This is a genomic window from Methyloprofundus sedimenti (assembly GCF_002072955.1).
Classification (GTDB): domain Bacteria; phylum Pseudomonadota; class Gammaproteobacteria; order Methylococcales; family Methylomonadaceae; genus Methyloprofundus; species Methyloprofundus sedimenti.
In genome coordinates, this window is sequence record NZ_LPUF01000001.1 from 2,865,765 (window position 1) to 2,883,343 (window position 17,579).

Genomic DNA, 17,579 nt, shown 5'->3' on the forward strand with positions numbered 1-17,579 from the left:
TAAAGTATTTAAAATTTTACATGCCTTTAACTCAATAGACCCTCTCTTCCTGAATTATGCAAAAAAATGATTAACCACTATAATGTGAGCATATTCTCAATATATTTTATATTAGTTTAATTCAATTAATTATGTGGCAAAAATTTTGGTCCTTGTTCAGAAAAAAAAAGAAAAAGGAGAAAAAGAAAAAAAAGGAGAGTGATCGTGTTAATGCTAACGAGCTCGTTGCTACGCGTGTTGAAGACCTTGTGCATGGTATGTATGTTTCTAAATTAGACATACCCTGGTTAGAGTCTCCCTTTAAGTTTCAGGGATTTAACATTGAAACTAACCACGATTTAGATACCCTCAGAGAAGTTTGTGACTATGTCTATATAGACGTAAATAAACAAAAAAAATGGCAACATGGAAAAAACAGAACTGCTAGTAAAGACTCTTCTGATCTTATTTTTACTATAGGAAGCCCTCCTGAACAATTGAGTACCTTTGCCAAAGAAATTGCCCGAGCCGAAAGTAATTATAAGGAAGCCAGGGCTCTGGTTACTGAATTCATGAATCATGTGGCAAACGGTGACGCCATAGATGGAACGCAGGCCAAAGAGGCCGTCTCAGCATGTGTTAATAGTGTGCTGCACTCTCCTGATGCTTTTTTGTGGTTAAGCCAATTAAAAAATAAGGATAAATATACTGCGCAACATAGTCTAAATGTTTGTGTATTGTCTATATTACTCGGCCGGCATATAGGCTTATCTGAACTACAACTTAATCAAGTCGGCCTATGTGGCATGATGCATGACATGGGCAAAATGTTAGTTCCGCTAGCTATATTGAATAAGCCCGCACACCTTGAACCAGGTGAGTTAGTGATCATGAAAAGCCACACAACTCTTGGTTATGAACTACTTAAATCCAGTACAGATATGTTCTCAGGTGCAATTGAAACAGCACTAACTCATCATGAACAACTTAACGGAAAAGGGTACCCTAGACATCTCAAGGGCAAACAATTGTCACATTATTCAAGAATTGTTGCCATTGTGGACATGTATGACGCAATAACTAGTGACAGGGTTTACCAGAAAGGAAGGACGCATCACCAGGCAACAAAAATATTGCTGGATAATTCTGATAGTCATCTGGACTATCAATTAACAGTTAAATTCATTGAAAGTCTTGGTGTATATCCTGCTGGTTGTTTTGTCGAACTCAGTGATGGAAAGATAGCGCAGGTGATAGAAGGACAACAGAAGTATAAACTTCGGCCTAAAATATTACTCATTATGGATAAGTCTAAAAATTTGGTTGATAACAAAATTATTGATCTTTCAAGTAGTGCATTTAATACTCCGAATAACCAATTGTCTATTCGCGCAATTATTCATCCTGAAGATTACAAAATTGATAGTAAAAAATATTATAAGCAAGGTGTAGTTCCTGATTTAATGGCAACACATTAGCTCAAAATATCTAAACCATAAATCACATTTTCTGTTAACTCCCCCCCTACTACTTATATCGCCTTTTCCACATTTTGCAACGCTACTAAATCTTGAAATTTAACATAAAAAAGTAACGACTGCTTTTAATTTAGCATTATCTATAATGGGCATCGCTAAAAATTTTTTTACCCTATCATTAGTTATATTTTCACTTATTGGCATGTCACCAATAATTTGCACTCCGGTCAACCAGACCTGGCCAATAATAGGAACACGCCTGTCAATCTATTTTATAGTGATAAAGTCACATGCTTATCAGAGAGATAGATATTACCTTCACTTTCAAGTAATTTTATCGCTTGTAGTTTTTGCCCAGCACACACAGGACTAAGACATTCTCCAGTCGTTGGTTCGAAGACAAAACCATGCATAGAGCAACTTAACAATTTTCCACTGACATGAAAAATAGTCTCTTTTTCACAGTCCAGGCGGCGCTGCATATGCATACAGTAATTCACAAAAGCATAAACCTTAGCCTCATAATAATAAATAATCGCTGTCCGACGCTGATGTTTATATTCTATATCACGCACTAGATAGTCAACTTTATCTAAATCATGAACACTGCAAATGAATTTTAATTTTGACTTATCCATTTTAAGAACCTCTGTTGCATTGGCTAAGCGCAAATACCCAAGTTAGTTTGATCAACAATCCATTCCAGGATCTTAAAGTAAACTCTTTCTTAGAGCGACCAGATCTGTGTTGTGCCATGCCTGTTGCAAATAGAAATCAAGCGCGGCCTTATTACCTTTATCAGCCAGTAATTGTATTCGCGACAAGCCCTGGTTTTGTGCCCAATTCTCTATAGCCAAAAGTAACTGACGACCAATACCGTGACGACGATAACGCTCATGCACAATCAAATCTTCGATTAATCCCACTTGCCCTCCTTCAGCCGTAGAAAATAAAACTTGTATCGAACACATACCAATCACTAACTGGTCTATCTCTGCAACAAAAATACAGCAAGTCTGCTTCTCTTCAAGCATAAGTTCGAGGCCGTTGCGGTGCTTCTCTGCATTAAAAGTAAAGTCACTTTCGATCTCAAATAAAGCGCGTAGTAACTCACACATGGCATCAATATCCATTTTTTCGGCATGGCTGATAACTGCATTCATAAGGCTACAGCTCGCTAACTACTGATTTGGTACTGGTGCATAACTATTATTTTACTCAGCTTCTGCATCAGCGGGCCCCCCTCTACTGGTCAAAACTTGATCTATAAGTCCATAATCAAGTGCATCTTGTGAACTTAAAAAATTATCTCTATCAGTATCTTTTTCAATTTTTTCCAACGGTTGACCGGTATGACCTGCCAGCACTTTATTCAACTTTTCACGAATACTCAAAATTTCTTTAGCATGAATTGCAATATCCGATGCCTGCCCTTGAAAGCCACCCAAGGGCTGGTGAATCATAACTCTTGAATGCGGCAAACTGTAACGCTTGCCTTTAGCGCCACCTGTGAGCAATAAGGCCCCCATGCTTGCCGCCTGGCCAATACACATAGTACTGACATCTGCTTTAATAAACTGCATGGTATCGTAAATTGCCATCCCCGCTGTAACTGAACCACCGGGTGAATTAATATACAGATGTATATCCTTGTCAGGATTTTCCGACTCTAAAAATAACAACTGAGCAACCACCAAATTAGCCATATGGTCATGAACCTGGCCGACCAGAAAAATAACCCGCTCCTTAAGTAAACGCGAATAAATATCGTAAGATCGCTCACCTCTGGCTGTCTGCTCAACAACCATTGGGACTAAACCGCTCGCCTGCGGCTCCATAAACTGACTCTGAAAATCATGCATACTATCGCCCTTTTAGTCCTGTTTCAGTCTTCTTGATCATAATTAAAACGTTTACGCTCTTCTGGAGAAATACCTAAGATTTTTGCAAACCAGGGAGGTGGTGCATCGAATACTGACTGGAATTCAGTTAATTTATCAGTAGCTGCTATGACTTCAGGTACCTTAATTGGATATATATCTGCGCGTACAATTTTCGCAGCGGCTGGACCACCGACTGATTGCATAAAAGCCACATGACAATCTTTAATGAGATTCACACGAAATAAATTACGATCATCGGAATCATCTGCTTCAATTGATGAGCGGATATCGACTAAACGCATATCATCTTTGGATAACTGATAAATCAAAAACCGCAGACAAAAACCAAAATGTCCATCGAGTAATGCGCCCGTATTAGAACAAACAGCGACTCTAATAGAATTTAGCAAATCGCCTTCTTGATAGACCTGAATTTCAGGAATATTTTCGTCCTCACTTTCTTCGCCCCAAAGATAGCGGACTGCAAGCTTAATATTCTCCAGGCCTATCGCTATATCTTCACCATCTTCTTCACCATCATGACTGCCAATACCGGTCTTTAAATTAGTGACCGTCACTGACTTCAGTTTTTCATCAGTTAACGGCGCACCCACTCGCGCATGTAAAAGCCCGACTAAATCACCCACCTCTACACCGGGTAGAATACGTGACGCTAACGCAATGCGTAAAGCAAGGTTACGATCTAACTGTTGCATAATAAAACCTATAATTTATGAATTGAAGATAAAAAGCCGCTGACAGTATTATCGGGTGGCGGCACGTAAAAATTTCAGAGTGGGCAATGTTGTTGCCAAATCTATTGCCGTCATACCCTCTTGATTCTCTAAAAACAGATCTGCGCCTGACATTACAAGTAATTGCACAATATGATCCTTACCACAAGATGCGGCATAAGTTAATGCCGTATTACCTGTTAGATTTTGATGATTAATAAAACAGCCATTTTCTATAAGAAATCGACAACACGCTTCACTCTCGGCATAACAAGCTGCCCATAATGCATTATTACCGTATTGATCAAGGCGATTCATATCAACGCCATGCGCCGCCAGGTAATGCAAAATATCTTCTCGACCTTGCTGGCTGGCAAGAATCAACGCGGATTCTCCTTTATAATTAAGACAATTCAATTCCAGCTCATTTATGCCATATTCTCTAAACCAGTTATTAATATCTACCAACATAGCTATTCCACAAAATGACATCGTATAGACCGCATCATAATTAATGTGCCTTATTAACTTGCCGTTAGGCTTTGTTTCCAGCTTGCAAAACCGCCTTCTAAACTAAAAACATGTTTAAAGCCAAAATCAGTAAACTGCTCAGCTAAATGTTCACTCGCATGTCCGTAATAGCAATAAATAATAATTTTCTCTTCTTTATTGCCTTTCTTAAGCATCGTTTCCTTTAACTGCTCATGCAAGCACATAGCATTTTCTATATGCGCTATCCGATAATCTTTTAGTTCACGACAGTCAAGCAACTTAGCAGAATTATCTTCCAGGAGTACCTGCATTTCAGCGACTGAAATTGTTTGGAATTTTTTCATAGCGAATACCTATTGATGCTTTACTCAAATTAAATAGCGCCAACTGACGAACTTTTCTTAACCACAATAGTTTTTTCTAAAGCAGCCTCTAAACTAATCACCTCTTTTTTAATAGCAAAACTTTTTGCTTCATCAAAAACAGTAATCACTTTATCTTCAGCCGACTGGCCTTTCAAATCACTCTTTTCTATATAAAGTAGCTCTAACAATTCATTCCAGATCATCCCTTGATCATAGGCTACTAGCTGAAAGGTTGATCCTTCATATTCAACCTTAATATTTTCAGCAATATTTCCGACATAAAAAAGGAAAACAGTCTCTGGTGTTATATCCGACTTATATTCATCAAGAAATATTTTCAGGGTACTTAATTCCGTCAACAGGCCACTGACGAAAATCAACTTGTCGTCTGATTCCAGAATAATGGCCTGCTGAATAACATACTCAGGGGGCTTACGATCAACATCAGATCCTTCTCTGAACCCCCCTTTTTTTAAGGTTAAATCGCCACGAAAAGCAAATTTACCGGCTTCTGATGTTTCACCCAAGACTGAAATAATAGATAAAAAGCCATTCTTGTTATAACCTTCAAGTAACATTGTTATTCCTCTGATTTAAATTTAATGTATTGCCGCACTTGCGTCAGCACTTAATGTTTCTATCAAATAATGATATTGATCATGCTGAAAATCTATATTCTGTTCCTCAAAAAAAACCTGCGCTCCTTCGACTGCATCTTGCATCACAGCAACGACATAACGCTTGGCATGCACTGATTGAAGTATATTTCGAGGCACAGAAGATTCAATTTTCAACGTATTAGATTTAATATCAAATGAATGGAAGCGCATCCCTTCAAACTCCGGCTTCTCTCCTGCACCTGACATTAGAAAATACAGATCCAGATTAGGCTTACTCGTTTGCACGGGATGCTTCCTGTATTGCGCCAGATCGATTGCCACTTTGGTCAGGGCCTGATAAAAGGGGGTTTCGTCAAGTTGACGGTCTGGTAAAAATGCACTAATAAATAAAGCCATATCGTCACCTTTTTTATGAATTCATTTATATTTAGCAAAACGCTTGCCATCAATGATGTTTTTTATTGCCTTTCTCGATTTAAAAAAATATTACTTACTTATTAATAACTTAATATAAAAATACAACAAAGTGTTTACTCAGATTATCGCGCCATTAAATTTCCCGGCATTAATTTGTAGCAAACCCTACAATAACAAAAAGAAGATTTGCAGCTTTAGTGATAAAACTACAAAAGCATCACAGCATTAAATATCTCATAAATACCAGCCTCTGATAACTGTTACGAATATAAGAGGGAGCAGTTTGTAACTCGTAGGGTGGGCAATCTTTTCTGCCCACCGTGGTGCAGCCTTTATGGTGGGCAAAAAAACTGCCCACCCTACATATTTTCATAAGGGGCTACCCCGAATTAAGTTTTCAGCCTTGATAACTCCCATAGGCTGAACCGTATAATCTTTCATAAAGTCATCATTTAATCGACATCACTTATGTTGGCATAAACTCTGCTAACTATTTATAAAAATCAATTCAAGAAATGTGTAAAAAGCAGTTGAAATTATGAATACAGACAAAAAATCCAAGCTAATCGTACTGGGATATGAGGCTATCGATAACGACCATGAAGAATTTATTAAGCTAATCGCCCAACTAGAAGTCTCCACCAATAATGAATACCCAGCCTCGTTTCAACAGCTATTCGTACACACCGTGCAGCATTTTGAACATGAGAATCAACTCATGGATGAATACTCTTTTCCTGCAACAGCCGAACATAAAGGCGAACATATGCGTGTACTGAGTGAATTTAAGGAGTTTAAAAAACGCACATACTTCGCGCGGTGACGGTTGCGGATTTTATAACGAGTCAATTTTTGTTGAGAGCAAGGCGCTGAAACAGGCGCATAGCTAGCTACGCAACTGTTTCAGCAACGCAGCTATCGGCAAAAATCTGCCGCTAGAAAACCGCAACCGTGGCTGTGCGAAGTATAAATAAAGGTTTGATTGCATTTGGACGCTCATTTGCTCAAGAACGCTTACCGCAATGGTTTGATCTGCATATCACCACCTTGGACAGCGCTTTGGTGGCACATATTAATGCACAACTATAGCCATGTATTGGAGACTCTTATGAATACTGATTGCTGCCCTGAATTAAAGCTATTTGAAGGTTTTTATGACGCTATTGAAAGTGATCGACTTTATCAGCGATTATTTGAAGAGCAGGACTGGCCGGACAATCACTATAGCGTTGCCGGCCGTCAACTTACTTTGCCCAGATTACAAACCTGGCATGCCGATACAGGCATCGTCTATAGTTACAGCGATAATTTACTGCAGACACGAGACTGGTCGCCACTACTATCGTCGATCAAGACACAGATTGAGTCTTACTTAAATTACCGCTTTAATTCAGTCCTGGTTAACTTATACAGAAGTGGCGAAGATTATGTGGGCTGGCATTCTGATAATGAGCCGGAGTTAGGTGAACAACCTTATATTGCCTCATTAACCCTAGGCGCTGCCCGACGCTTTGCATTACGCCACAAGAAAACCTCAGAGATTAATGATTTAGTACTGGCTAACGGCGATTTATTGGTCATGGAGCCGAATTTTCAACATCACTGGCAACATAGCGTGCCACTCGACAACAGCGTCACAGGCGGACGAATTAATCTAACCTTCCGTAACGTTATCCCAGCCAAAAATAATATTCAGCGTAATAAAAGGCGTCAGGATTGAAGTTAAGCTGACGCCTGTTATTCACTTCATTTGGTTATTGTTAAAGATAACTGGCCAAACGCTCAGTATATAAGATGTACCGACGAAGGAGGCATAGCATTTGTAATTTTGGTAACGTAACAATACTTCAATATTGAAAAAGCTCTTCTCCTGGCATCAAACAACCTTCAGCGCTTTGCCATCTGCAGCAAAATACTTCAGCAACTCTGAGGAAAATTCAAGACCGATTTTCTGCTGCTCCTTAATACTGCTATCTTGCGTGGACACAATAATTAATTCATCGGAAGCATTAATTTTAATATGCAGTAAATGCTCATCTCCCAGTCGTTCAACCAGAACAACCTCTCCCGACACATTGCCTTCTTCACTGATCTGAATATGTCTGGGACGAATACCCAGGGTAAAACTCTCATCCTGTTGGGTCTCAAAAGCAGCTCTGGAGACCACTTCTCCACTGCTTAAAACAACTGCATCTTTTTCCATGTGAGCAGGTAACATATTCATTTTTGGTGTACCTATAAACTCGGCAACATACCGATTGATGGGATTGTTAAATAACGCCTGAGGTGTGCCGATTTGTTCCACACCGTTGGTACTGAATAAAACAATTCGATCTGCCAAAGTCATCGCCTCTACCTGGTCATGCGTCACATAGAGCATGGTTGCATCAAGCTTTCGGTGCAGATTGAGTAATTCAATGCGCATATGATTACGTAAACCGGCATCCAGATTCGATAAAGGCTCATCAAATAAAAATGCTTTCGGGTGGCGCACTATCGCCCTGCCGATAGCAACTCGCTGTCTTTGTCCCCCGGAAAGCTCTTTAGGTTTGCGTGTCAGTAAATGCTCGATGCGCAGTAATGCTGCCGCTTCATACACCTGATCCTTTATTTGCGACCTGGATACCCTGGCGAGTTTTAGTGCGAAACCCATATTTTCAGCGACGGTCATATTGGGATAGAGGGCATAATTCTGAAACACCATAGCCAAACCGCGTTTAGTTGGCGGACTCTGATCAACCCTTTCATCACCTATCCATATTTCACCCTGCGCAATTGACTCCAGTCCGGCAATTGCCCTTAATACTGTAGACTTTCCCGAACCGGAAGGACCCACAAACACAATAAATTCACCTTCCGCAATATCTATGCTAATCCCATGGATTGCAAAGGCTTTATCACCGGAACCCAGCTCTATACCTACATTCTTCAACGTTATATTTGCCATTATTAATGTCCTGACCCGACTCTGATTTTCATGAATTTATGCTGTTTTACTTATCAAGTTGCCATACAGATTGCAAATAATGAACTTTCACCAAATCCAGACCTACATCACCCTCTTTGCTATAAAGGTGTACACCAAGCAAAGGAGTTACAGGAAATATCCGGCTGCTCAAACCAAGCTGTGCACGATGAGCAAAAACGTCAACGTAAGACTGATGCAGAAAAATGCTAAACTGCAAATGCTCGTCTACGCTTATTAAAGGAGCAGAAACGCGTCCCTGAATGATATCATCTTCTGCATAATGAACGGGGTTTGTTCAATCAACCAGGAGCGCATTTTTTCGGTAAAAAACAAATGCATCACGTCGCATCATTTGAATTCAAAAATTCAAGCTCAAACGCCAGTAACGGGTGTTGCATAGTTACCCAACGTGCTCTACCCGGAGGCGACCCTGAACAGATAATTCTGCTATGTAAAGTAGTATCCAGGCAAACAGTAAAGGAGCTTTAGTTATGCTTAACCCGTTACACCCTGTCATCAAGATTTCACTTATGCTCTTTTTCCTGCTATTTGTTAAAGCAATTTACGCCGCTCCGGTAATACTTAAACTGTGGCGACATGAGACAGGCGACCAGGAACTGAATGCCAGTATTCAAGCCATTAAACGCTTTAATGCAGCACAAAACCAGTGGCATATAAATTACGCAACCTTGCCTCAGAGCTCGTATACAGAATCAATTACTGCCGCTGCTCTGGCAAAGCAATTACCCTGTATTCTGGATGTCGATCAACCCACCGTTGCAAACTTTGCCTGGGCAGGACATTTGCTGCCACTGGACAAGCTGATAGATAAAAAGACACTCAACAAGTTGACACAGGGGGCAAAAAGTTTTTATCAAGGTCAGCTCTACAGTATTGGTCAATTTGATGTGGTACTCACATTATTCGCTCGAAAATCTATTCTGCAAAAGCTGGACATCCGGATTGCAGACATGAATCAGCCCTACTCAGCCGATGAATTTTTGCACATATTACGTAAGCTTAAAAATGACAATGTTGTCACCTATCCTCTGGATATTAACACCCTTTCAAAAGGAGAATGGATCGCTTATGGATTCAGTCCATGGCTACAAAGTGCAGGAGGAGATTTGATAAACCGCAAGAATTTTATCCAGGCTGAAGGCATTCTTAATGGCCCGAAATCGATGCAGGCAATCCACTGGTATAAGACCCTGTTTACAGAGAAACTTGTAGAAAGACAAACGGTTGATGATCAGGGCTTTCTTCAGGGCAGAGTCATCTTTCATTACACCGGATCCTGGTCGGCAAAAGATTACACAGATGCCTTTAAAGATGATCTGCTTATTATTCCACCCATCGATTTCGGCAACGGTCCTAAAGTGGGTTCCGGTTCCTGGCAATGGGGCATAAGTCGAAGCTGTAAACACCAGGAAGCCGCCGCAGCATTCCTCAATTTTTTATTAAAACCGGAAGAAATTGCAAAATTTTCTGATGCAACAGGCTTAGTCCCTGTTTCTGATGAAGCAGCAGCATTGACCCAAAATTACAGGCAAGGCGATAAATGGCGCAAGTTTTATGAATACAGCAAAAGATATTCAGTCGCACGACCAGAGACACCCGCCTACCCTATCATATCCTCCAGCTTTGAAAAGGCCATGCTGGATATTCGCAATGGAAAAGATGAACTGGATGCCATCGATGCAGCTGTAGATGATATTGAATATAACATTCTACGCAATCGCGGCTATGGATTTACCACCGGAGAGTAATCATGGCTTGTAAACCCGAATCACCCAATCTAGCCGGAATAATGTTGTGCTCTCCAGCAATGCTGTTGCTGATGTTTTCCGTCATTGTGCCATTTTTTATAGCCATCGGTATTACCTTTACTAATCAGCGATTACTGAGCCCTTACCCGACAGAATTTGACGGACTGAATAATTACACACGATTATTTTCTTTAAACATAGTCCAGGTACCAGTAAAAACAGGATCCGATGGCATACCGTTGGTAGCAGAGTCAGGTCAACCCGTTTACCAGCGCTTGCGCACCGTGCTAAGAGCTGACCCAAAATATCGAGGATACAGACAACTCAGCGAATTCAATCTTTTCGATAATAAATACTCACTCGTTGCCAGAGACCCCGTTTTTTATAAATCATTACTCAACACCTTCAAGTTTGTTGCCCTGGTCGTACCATTACAAAGCCTGATTGCTTTGGGACTCGCCTTGTTAATTAATCAAAAACTTCCAGGACGCACACTGTTCAGAACCATGTATTTTGCACCGGTAGTAACATCCATGGTGGTGGTTTCCATCGTCTGGTCATTTTTATATAACCAGAACTCCGGATTATTCAACCAGATGATTCTGGCTATAAGTAACGGGGCCATACAAGGACCCGACTGGCTGGGAGACGAGGCTCTTGCTCTACCTTCCATTGTATTGATGTCGGCCTGGCAAGGCGCCGGATTTCAGATGTTAATCTTTCTCGCCGGCCTGCAGTCGATCAATACTGAGCTATACGAGGCTGCGTCACTGGACGGAGCCAATGCGTGGCAAAAATTTCGCTTTGTGACTTTGCCTGGTTTACGCAATACAAGCATTTTCGTCATTATCTCTACCACCATAGCCGCATTTGGCCTGTTTACCCAGGTTGATGTAATGACCAGTGGCGGGCCTAATGATGCCACGTCAACATTAATTTTTCATGCCGTTAGAACAGGCTTTCGTGAACAGGACGTTGCCTACGGCTCAGCTATCGCTGTGGTATTTTTTATTCTGGTATTAGGCATATCCCTGATCCAGAAAATCATTGCAGAGCGGGGGAATTAATCATGCAACAAAGTGCCCGGAATCGAGTTGTTAATACCGTCATTATGTTGCTCACCAGTCTGATCTTTGTCGCACCTTTACTTTTCATGATCTCTTCATCCTTTAAACCGGATGCGCAGATATTTGAAGATCTGCGCTCATTCAATGCTTTTTTACCCACCGGTGACATATCGCTCATGAACTATCATAACGTGTTTGCGAAGAGCCAGCTGCTGCGCTACTTTCTCAACTCAGCATTTATTGCGGGTACTACCGTATGTCTTGGGATCGTTATTAATAGTATGGCTGCTTACAGTTTGCAAAGATTAAACTGGAAAGGACGGCATTTAACCTTGAGTATTATCCTTGCACTGCTCGTCATCCCGTTTGAAGTCGTCGCTATTCCATTAATGCTGATATCCGCTAATTTACCCTGGATTGGCTTTGAAAATGGCCAATTAATGCTGCAGCAAAGCTGGTTTAATTCACTCCATGTGCAGATTATTCCATTCATAGCCAATGCGTTCTGCATATTCCTGTTTTATCAATTCTTCAAAGACATCCCCAAAGAGCTGGATGAGGCAGCCAAAATGGATGGAGCGGGAGTATTGCGTATTTACTCACAAATTATTATGCCAAACTCAAAACCGGTGATCGCCACGTCTGCAATTATTTTGTTTCTGAGTATGTGGAATCAGTATCTATGGCCGATTCTGGTCATCCAGGGCCAGGAATACCGTCCTGTTATGCCAGGTATCCAGCAGTTTTTTGGTCATACCAATTCCTGGGGCGAAATAATGGCGTACGCTACTTTAATTACATTACCGGTATTACTCGTTTTTATTTTCTTCCAGCGACGCTTTGTTGAGTCTGTCGTTTCTTCAGGAATCAAAGGATAGATAATTATGTACTATTTAGAGATGAAAGCGATCTTTATCCATATCTTTATCGTCCGGTATGTCCCTATTTTAAAGACAAATGGAAGATTACGATTATTTAATATTTGTAATATTTAAAGATAATAATATCAATTAAGTCTGAACCTATTGGTTATTTTTTCCAGATAAAATCAGATAAGGTTGTGCTGTTGCTGGTTTTTAGTTTTTCAGTCATGTGTTATGAAGTAAAAAGAGGAATATATTTTTCTATTATAGGTGACATAACTCCAAGCGTTAATAGATCAGCATAATTTATGCTCTCTTCTAGTCCTAAAATCTATTATTGATATATTTTTTAAGTATTGACTTTAAGCAATTGTTTTCTATATGTTATGAAGATTTTAATATAAACACTTGTTTTTGCGCTTGAATTTAACATATTAACCACAATATCCTGATGATTAGGGTTAGATAAATTTGAGGAAATAATTAATGGCTGATATCCAAGAGCAATTTAATCAATATCATGACGATATTAAACTAAGTAAAGAAAATGAAGTTCTTCGTGAAAAAAGGGAGATCCTGAAAAAGAATCTTGAAGATAATCTGCCAGAGGATGCACCGAACATAGAGAAATTCCTGTTACAAGGTAGTTATGCTATTTATACAGGGATTAACTCTCCAAACGATGATTATGACATTGATGTTGGCGTTGTATTTGATTGCACAAGTGATGATTACAAGCCGATGGAACTAAAAGAAATGGTACGAGATGCCTTAGACCATAATAGTCGTGTTCCAATTATCAAAAACCCGTGTATTACTGTTCAATACAAAAAAGATGGTAAAAATGACTACCATGTCGACTTACCTGTTTATGTTAAACGAGCAGATGATGATGGGTATGATTTGGCTTGGGGCAAAAGCTCATTGTCTGAAGAATGGAAACATTCTGATCCTAAGGGGCTAAAAGAAGATATCAATGACATTTCTGATGATGAGATTAATCTTGCCCAATTTCGCCGTATTGTAAAATACCTAAAAGCATGGAAAAGTAAAAAGTTTACTGGCTTTGATATTCCAAGTATCGGGATAACCCTAGGTGTTAGGAAAGAAATGGTCTTTAACATTGGCTTTTATGATGATAAGCCCAATGATCTTCTCGCTATGCGTGACACCATAGAAAAAATGCTTAGCCGTTTTTCTTGTCCAGGTACTGATGATAATGGCAATAATCTTTATCGTTATGAAGTACTACTGCCTGTAACACCAAAAAATGATGTCTTTGAAAAATTATCTGATAAACAACTGACTCAGTTGAAAACAAAACTTGAGACTTTAAAAGATGATTTAACTAAAGCCCATGAAGAAGAACGGTGCGAGAAAGCTTGTGAGATTATGAAAAAACATTTTGACGGATTCCCTGTACCCGAAGCCAAAGAAAGTGCGAGAGCAACCGTTAGAAGCATGAATAACACAGGATCATCATCTTAGTGCCCACTGATTTTTTATCTATTCTAGAAAACCATCCTTGTACTTGTTCAGTCGAGAGTATCACTGAAAAAGTACAGGGACAGATCTCTACATCTCCACAAAAATTTCGCTTACTCGCTAAATATAAAGACCATGATTGGAAACTAATTATATTAATTTACCCTTCATTTCCATTGCATTTACCTACCATAGTGATTGAGAATGTCGAAGAATACCCAGCAATGGGACATATCAACTGGCATGGTGATCTTTGTTATAAAGATAAGCAAGGTTTAGTGGTTAATTATAAACAGCCAGATGAAGTTTTAACTGCTTGTATTTATGAAGCACTTCGGTCATTACATGAGAATCTCACCGACCCGAATAAAAATGAATTGCAAAATGACTTTGAGTCTTACTGGGAAAGCTTACCTTCTAACGGTTTTAAAACAACTTGTATAGTAACGCCTAAGGATACTGCTCAAGAGCTCATTGCCTATAGAGACACCAAAAATGAACGGAAAATAAAATCATCAAGTTGTCTTGCAATAATTGAACAAGATCATAATATTAATCAATACTACCACCCGCTCTACGTATTGAAGGATAAAAGGAAAGACAAATCTATTTATATTCCATTAGAAAAAACTATAACTCCTCCGCCTCCAAAACAGCTATGGAAGGCCAGTGATATATTTAATGTTTTTGAAAAATCAACTAGAAATGAAGTAAAAGTAGTTGCTAAAGAAATTCTTGAAGAGCATAAGTGGTCAAATTATTTTACCCTTATTTTTTCTCACCCAAAACCTAATTTAAGCTATTGCGTATGGGGTGTAGAGTTCCATAGAAAAGATACGGCTAAACACCCTTTACTTGATCCAAAGGATGATTGGGAGGTTTCCCCCATGCAACTTAGGAATCATAACAAAGAATATTTACTTGAAAGATGCGGCACATCAATATCGCTAGATAAGAAAAAAGTTGCTATTGTTGGTTGCGGTTCTGTTGGCGGAGGTATTGCATTACAACTAGCTAAAGCAGGCGTTGGAGAGTTGCATTTGATCGATTTTGATAAAATGGAAATTGAAAATATTTACCGTCATGTATTAGGTGGAACGGCAATAAATGTATCAACAGGAGGTCATTATAAAAATGATATGTTGAAATGGGAAATAGAAACCAACTTCCCTTATACAAAAATAAATTCATTTCAGAATGACCTCTCAACTTTTGCATCAGTGAAAGAAATATTTAATTATTTTGATGTAATAGTTGTTGCTACAGGCGATTTTACCAGTGAATTATATTTCAACACGGTTCATAAAAAAACTACCGAGTTAACCCCAGTTATCTATGCTTGGCAGGATGGTTTTGGTGTCGGAGGTCATTCAATTACAGTTGTAAATGATGAAAGTGCTGGATGTTTAGAATGTCTATACACTCAGTCTTTCGGGTTTGAACCTCATGCAAAAACAAGTTTTATTAAATATGGTCAAACAATCAGCAAGCATCTGGGTGGATGCTCTGGTGTATTTACGCCATTTTCATTTTTGGATGCATCACAAACTGCATTATTAGCAACAAGAATGACTCTGGAAGCTCTGCAAGGAAAGGCAAAAAATGAAATTAGGAGCTGGAAAGGCAGTGATGATCAACTTAAAGCAGAAGGCTATTCTGCATCTAACTGGTATAAAAAAAGCCCTGATCACTTCATTCAAGATCAAGAAAACTATATTGCCACCAACTGCCAAGTCTGCGGAAAAAACAATTAGATTAGTTAAAACAGATGGTAGTCGACTAATTATTGATAGCTCAGTAGTAAATGAGTTTATTCAGTATCAACAAAAGAAATTTAGTGATTATGAAGCAGGTGGACTTTTATTAGGCAGACATTTAAAAGATTGTTCACATCTAGCCGTTGATCATATCTCGACTCCTCAGCAAGGTGATCAAAGATCTCGCTATGGATTTTTCAGGGGTAAAGGTCATCAGAAAGTGGCTCATAAACATTGGGCTATTCAAGATGGTACATGTACATATTTAGGTAATTGGCATACCCATCCAGAGCCTTACCCTACACCATCACAAACTGATTTTAATGATTGGTTAAATGTTTTAAAAAACGATATCTACGAAGGTAATTATCTTTATTTTGTCATTGTTGGCACTCAGGAGATTGCTTGTTGGGAAGGCACCAAGAATAAGCAGTCATTTATAAAATTAAAGGAATATAAATATGTCGGATAATTTAGTATATTTTAAATCAGCTATCTGGAAGTTTATCTTATGGCTTATGCGGCCTAAGAATATTATTTTTACTACTGGAAGATTGTTTTTAGTTACTGGTTTTGGCGGAGGAGCATTATTTAGCAACTTTTCTATAAAACACTTATCCGATAATGGTAATAACATAGTAGTTGATTTTTCTTCTGATCAAGTTCCATACTTGCTTCAACATGGACTTTGGTTGCTTGGTTTTATAGGTGCTTTAATATTAATTGCTGAAATAATCTACATTTCATTAGGTAGATCAAGGACCTTAGTAATAGGGATTGAGCACATAGGACTAAAGAAAAGAATTTCTACACCGCTTTCAGCATTTTTGGGTAGGGCAGAAACTATTCCGATTGATTTAACTACTTGTTATGAGAATGATAAAGTATCAAACCCTACAAAAGCTTTAAGTTTAACAAAGTTTGGTATTGAAGAAAATTTAAGGTCAAAAGTTGCTGAAATTGGAAATAAAGAAGCGACTATCGTTTATGGTGGTATGCCGCCTGTCGGTCTAGGATTTTTAGCAGGTTATTTAATGTCGAATACTTATCATGTTGAAGTTTGGGACTATAACCGTAATGCTAACGATGGGAAAAATTGGTACAAAGTTGATGGATTTGCAGATGTAAATAGACCAATCATTAGTTGGGATAATTATGTACACGATAAGGACGTATGCCTGTTAATGTCCATTAGTTACCCTGTCACAGTTGAACAAGTCAAAGCAAAAGTTGCCTGCTCCTCATATGTTGAGGTTACAATCCCTGATATTAAACATGACAATATGGCAAGTATTGAAAAGATAACGACCTTTGAGAAAGAGTTTGGTGAATTATTAAAGAAACTAGCTGCTGACGGAACAGAACGAGTACATATTTTTTGTGCTGCTCAATCATCATTTAACTTTTGTATGGGCCGCCAAGTAACAAGAAATCATCCTGCAATTATTGTGTATGAATACGATATAAGCGATCCTAAGAAATATCCGTGGGGTGTTATATTTAATACAAAGGATAGTTCTTCACCTGCGATTGTTTGAGGTAACTGGGGGCAGAGCAGTGTAACTGGGGTCAAGTGTAACTGGAATGTAACTGGGGTCAGAGTAAACTTAAATAGAGTCGCACAGGGATGTTCAGATCTTGCAATCACGCAATTTGATGATCGATTGCAAAACCTGCCCCTGTTTTTCCTATGTAACGGATC

21 protein-coding genes are annotated in these 17,579 nt (G+C 39.0%); 11 read left to right on the forward strand and 10 right to left on the reverse strand.

Annotated features, from left to right (window positions below):
* Positions 1-131 precede the first annotated feature (131 nt).
* Positions 132-1,457, forward strand: coding sequence for an HD-GYP domain-containing protein (locus AU255_RS12700; RefSeq protein ID WP_080523200.1), 1,326 nt, complete (start codon positions 132-134; stop codon positions 1,455-1,457).
* Positions 1,458-1,729: 272 nt separating this feature from the next.
* On the opposite strand, the gene AU255_RS12705 is transcribed toward AU255_RS12700, so the two are convergent.
* The 8 genes from AU255_RS12705 to AU255_RS12740 all read right to left on the reverse strand — a co-directional run bounded on the left by AU255_RS12705 (position 1,730) and on the right by AU255_RS12740 (position 5,947).
* Positions 1,730-2,095 (reverse strand): Rieske (2Fe-2S) protein, encoded by a 366-nt coding sequence (locus AU255_RS12705; RefSeq protein ID WP_080523201.1) that lies wholly within the window; start codon positions 2,093-2,095, stop codon positions 1,730-1,732.
* A 72-nt stretch (positions 2,096-2,167) separates the two neighbouring features.
* Positions 2,168-2,620, reverse strand: coding sequence for a GNAT family N-acetyltransferase (locus AU255_RS12710; protein WP_080523202.1), 453 nt, complete (start codon positions 2,618-2,620; stop codon positions 2,168-2,170).
* A 51-nt stretch (positions 2,621-2,671) separates the two neighbouring features.
* Complete coding sequence (gene clpP / locus AU255_RS12715; RefSeq protein WP_080523203.1) at positions 2,672-3,319, reverse strand: ATP-dependent Clp endopeptidase proteolytic subunit ClpP; 648 nt, start codon at positions 3,317-3,319, stop codon at positions 2,672-2,674.
* 23 nt (positions 3,320-3,342) lie between these two features.
* On the reverse strand, positions 3,343-4,056 hold the full coding sequence (locus AU255_RS12720; protein WP_080523204.1) for a dinitrogenase iron-molybdenum cofactor biosynthesis protein: 714 nt from the start codon (positions 4,054-4,056) through the stop codon (positions 3,343-3,345).
* A gap of 48 nt (positions 4,057-4,104) precedes the next feature.
* A complete protein-coding gene (locus AU255_RS12725; RefSeq protein ID WP_158083118.1) occupies positions 4,105-4,545 on the reverse strand; it encodes an ankyrin repeat domain-containing protein in 441 nt (146 codons plus the stop codon).
* Positions 4,546-4,598: 53 nt separating this feature from the next.
* Positions 4,599-4,910: a rhodanese-like domain-containing protein gene (locus AU255_RS12730; RefSeq protein ID WP_080523206.1), complete on the reverse strand. Its 312-nt coding sequence runs from the start codon at positions 4,908-4,910 to the stop codon at positions 4,599-4,601.
* A gap of 29 nt (positions 4,911-4,939) precedes the next feature.
* The gene (locus AU255_RS12735) at positions 4,940-5,509 is read right to left on the reverse strand and encodes a hypothetical protein (protein WP_080523207.1); all 570 of its coding nucleotides are present in this window, start codon (positions 5,507-5,509) and stop codon (positions 4,940-4,942) included.
* A gap of 21 nt (positions 5,510-5,530) precedes the next feature.
* Positions 5,531-5,947: a hypothetical protein gene (locus AU255_RS12740; RefSeq protein ID WP_080523208.1), complete on the reverse strand. Its 417-nt coding sequence runs from the start codon at positions 5,945-5,947 to the stop codon at positions 5,531-5,533.
* 559 nt (positions 5,948-6,506) lie between these two features.
* Here AU255_RS12740 and AU255_RS12745 point away from each other — a divergent pair.
* The 3 genes from AU255_RS12745 to AU255_RS12750 all read left to right on the forward strand — a co-directional run bounded on the left by AU255_RS12745 (position 6,507) and on the right by AU255_RS12750 (position 7,688).
* Positions 6,507-6,791 carry a bacteriohemerythrin gene (locus AU255_RS12745; protein ID WP_080523209.1) on the forward strand — a complete coding sequence of 95 codons (285 nt, stop codon included), beginning with the start codon at positions 6,507-6,509 and terminating at the stop codon, positions 6,789-6,791.
* A 134-nt stretch (positions 6,792-6,925) separates the two neighbouring features.
* Positions 6,926-7,057: a hypothetical protein gene (locus AU255_RS21125; RefSeq protein WP_269844790.1), complete on the forward strand. Its 132-nt coding sequence runs from the start codon at positions 6,926-6,928 to the stop codon at positions 7,055-7,057.
* A 19-nt stretch (positions 7,058-7,076) separates the two neighbouring features.
* A complete protein-coding gene (locus tag AU255_RS12750) occupies positions 7,077-7,688 on the forward strand; it encodes an alpha-ketoglutarate-dependent dioxygenase AlkB family protein (RefSeq protein ID WP_080523210.1) in 612 nt (203 codons plus the stop codon).
* 156 nt (positions 7,689-7,844) lie between these two features.
* Here AU255_RS12750 and AU255_RS12755 read toward each other — a convergent pair whose 3' ends face one another.
* Positions 7,845-8,915: an ABC transporter ATP-binding protein gene (locus AU255_RS12755; protein ID WP_080523211.1), complete on the reverse strand. Its 1,071-nt coding sequence runs from the start codon at positions 8,913-8,915 to the stop codon at positions 7,845-7,847.
* 46 nt (positions 8,916-8,961) lie between these two features.
* Positions 8,962-9,201 (reverse strand): GH32 C-terminal domain-containing protein, encoded by a 240-nt coding sequence (locus AU255_RS21435; RefSeq protein WP_158083122.1) that lies wholly within the window; start codon positions 9,199-9,201, stop codon positions 8,962-8,964.
* Positions 9,202-9,427: 226 nt separating this feature from the next.
* Between AU255_RS21435 and AU255_RS12765 the strand changes: the two genes are divergently transcribed.
* The 7 genes from AU255_RS12765 (at position 9,428) to AU255_RS12795 (ending at position 17,415) form a co-directional block, all read left to right on the forward strand.
* A complete protein-coding gene (locus AU255_RS12765; RefSeq protein ID WP_198942605.1) occupies positions 9,428-10,705 on the forward strand; it encodes an extracellular solute-binding protein in 1,278 nt (425 codons plus the stop codon).
* A 2-nt stretch (positions 10,706-10,707) separates the two neighbouring features.
* The gene (locus AU255_RS12770; RefSeq protein ID WP_198942606.1) at positions 10,708-11,772 is read left to right on the forward strand and encodes a carbohydrate ABC transporter permease; all 1,065 of its coding nucleotides are present in this window, start codon (positions 10,708-10,710) and stop codon (positions 11,770-11,772) included.
* Positions 11,773-11,774: 2 nt separating this feature from the next.
* Complete coding sequence (locus AU255_RS12775) at positions 11,775-12,650, forward strand: carbohydrate ABC transporter permease (RefSeq protein ID WP_080523213.1); 876 nt, start codon at positions 11,775-11,777, stop codon at positions 12,648-12,650.
* 471 nt (positions 12,651-13,121) lie between these two features.
* Positions 13,122-14,123 carry a nucleotidyltransferase domain-containing protein gene (locus tag AU255_RS12780; RefSeq protein ID WP_080523214.1) on the forward strand — a complete coding sequence of 334 codons (1,002 nt, stop codon included), beginning with the start codon at positions 13,122-13,124 and terminating at the stop codon, positions 14,121-14,123.
* Positions 14,123-15,874, forward strand: a complete 1,752-nt coding sequence (locus tag AU255_RS12785) for a ThiF family adenylyltransferase (protein ID WP_080523215.1) — start codon at positions 14,123-14,125, stop codon at positions 15,872-15,874. Before AU255_RS12780 ends, AU255_RS12785 begins: the two co-directional genes overlap by 1 nt.
* Positions 15,837-16,349 (forward strand): Mov34/MPN/PAD-1 family protein, encoded by a 513-nt coding sequence (locus AU255_RS12790; protein WP_158083119.1) that lies wholly within the window; start codon positions 15,837-15,839, stop codon positions 16,347-16,349. Before AU255_RS12785 ends, AU255_RS12790 begins: the two co-directional genes overlap by 38 nt.
* Positions 16,339-17,415 carry an SAVED domain-containing protein gene (locus tag AU255_RS12795; RefSeq protein WP_080523217.1) on the forward strand — a complete coding sequence of 359 codons (1,077 nt, stop codon included), beginning with the start codon at positions 16,339-16,341 and terminating at the stop codon, positions 17,413-17,415. The genes AU255_RS12790 and AU255_RS12795 overlap by 11 nt, the downstream gene beginning before the upstream one ends.
* Positions 17,416-17,579 lie beyond the last annotated feature (164 nt).